At 72.6% G+C, this 781-nt stretch carries 1 protein-coding gene and 1 pseudogene; both read left to right on the top strand.

Annotated elements, in window-relative coordinates; translation table 11 throughout:
- Positions 1-379 (top strand): annotated as a pseudogene (locus C100_RS47845) (ImuA family protein); the annotation flags it as partial.
- Positions 264-781 (top strand): Y-family DNA polymerase (locus C100_RS0124450; RefSeq protein ID WP_037530062.1); only part of this gene is annotated, 518 nt, incomplete at its 3' end. The pseudogene C100_RS47845 and the gene C100_RS0124450, both read left to right, overlap by 116 nt.

The following is a 781-nucleotide window of genomic DNA, read 5'->3' as shown; positions in this document are numbered from 1 at the left end:
CCGCCGGCTGGCGCTGGCGGCGGAAGAAACGGGCGTCACCGCGCTGGTGCTGCGGATCGATGCGGAGCCGGTGCCGAGCGCGGCGGAAACGCGATGGCGGGTGGCCGCCGCGCCCTCTGCGCCGCTGCCCGGCAATGCGCCGGGCCAGACCAGCTTCGCCCTCACCCTGCTGCGCCGCCGGGCCGGGCCGGACGGGCAGGCATGGCGGCTGATGTGGGACAGGGATCGCGGGATATTCGGAGACGCGGGCGATGAACGCCATCATGAGGAACAGCGAAGTGGTGACGGCGGCGCGGCGCTATCTGGCGCTGAGCTTCCCCTTCCTGCCGATCGACCGGCTGCGGATCACGCGGCCCGATCTGTGGGCGGGCGGAAGTGATGGATCTGGCGGTGACGTATCTGGTGGTGACGGGCCGGCCATCGTCGTGGAGGCGGTGCGCGGCGCGATGCGGCTGGCGGCGGTCGATGCTGATGGGCTGGCGATCGGCCTGACGCGCGGCATGACTTTGGCCGACGCGCGCGCGCGCGAGCCGGACCTGCGCGTTTTCGATGCCGATCCCCATGCCGATCAGGACTGGCTGGAGCGGCTGTGCGACGGTTGCGCCCGCTACACCCCCAATGCCGCGCCCGACGGGGCCGACGGGCTGATGCTCGACATCAGCGGCTGTGGTCATTTGTGGGGCGGGGAGGAAGCGCTCGCGGTCGAGGCGGCGGCGCGGCTGGAACGGCACGGGCTACGTGTGCGTCACGCCATCGCCGCCAGTCCGCAGGCCGCGCATGC

It is taken from the genome of Sphingobium sp. C100 (genome assembly GCF_000508185.1).
Classification (GTDB): Bacteria; Pseudomonadota; Alphaproteobacteria; order Sphingomonadales; family Sphingomonadaceae; genus Sphingobium.
Note: the sequence above shows the minus strand (reverse complement) of the source record. Positions and strands in the feature narration are given on the sequence as shown.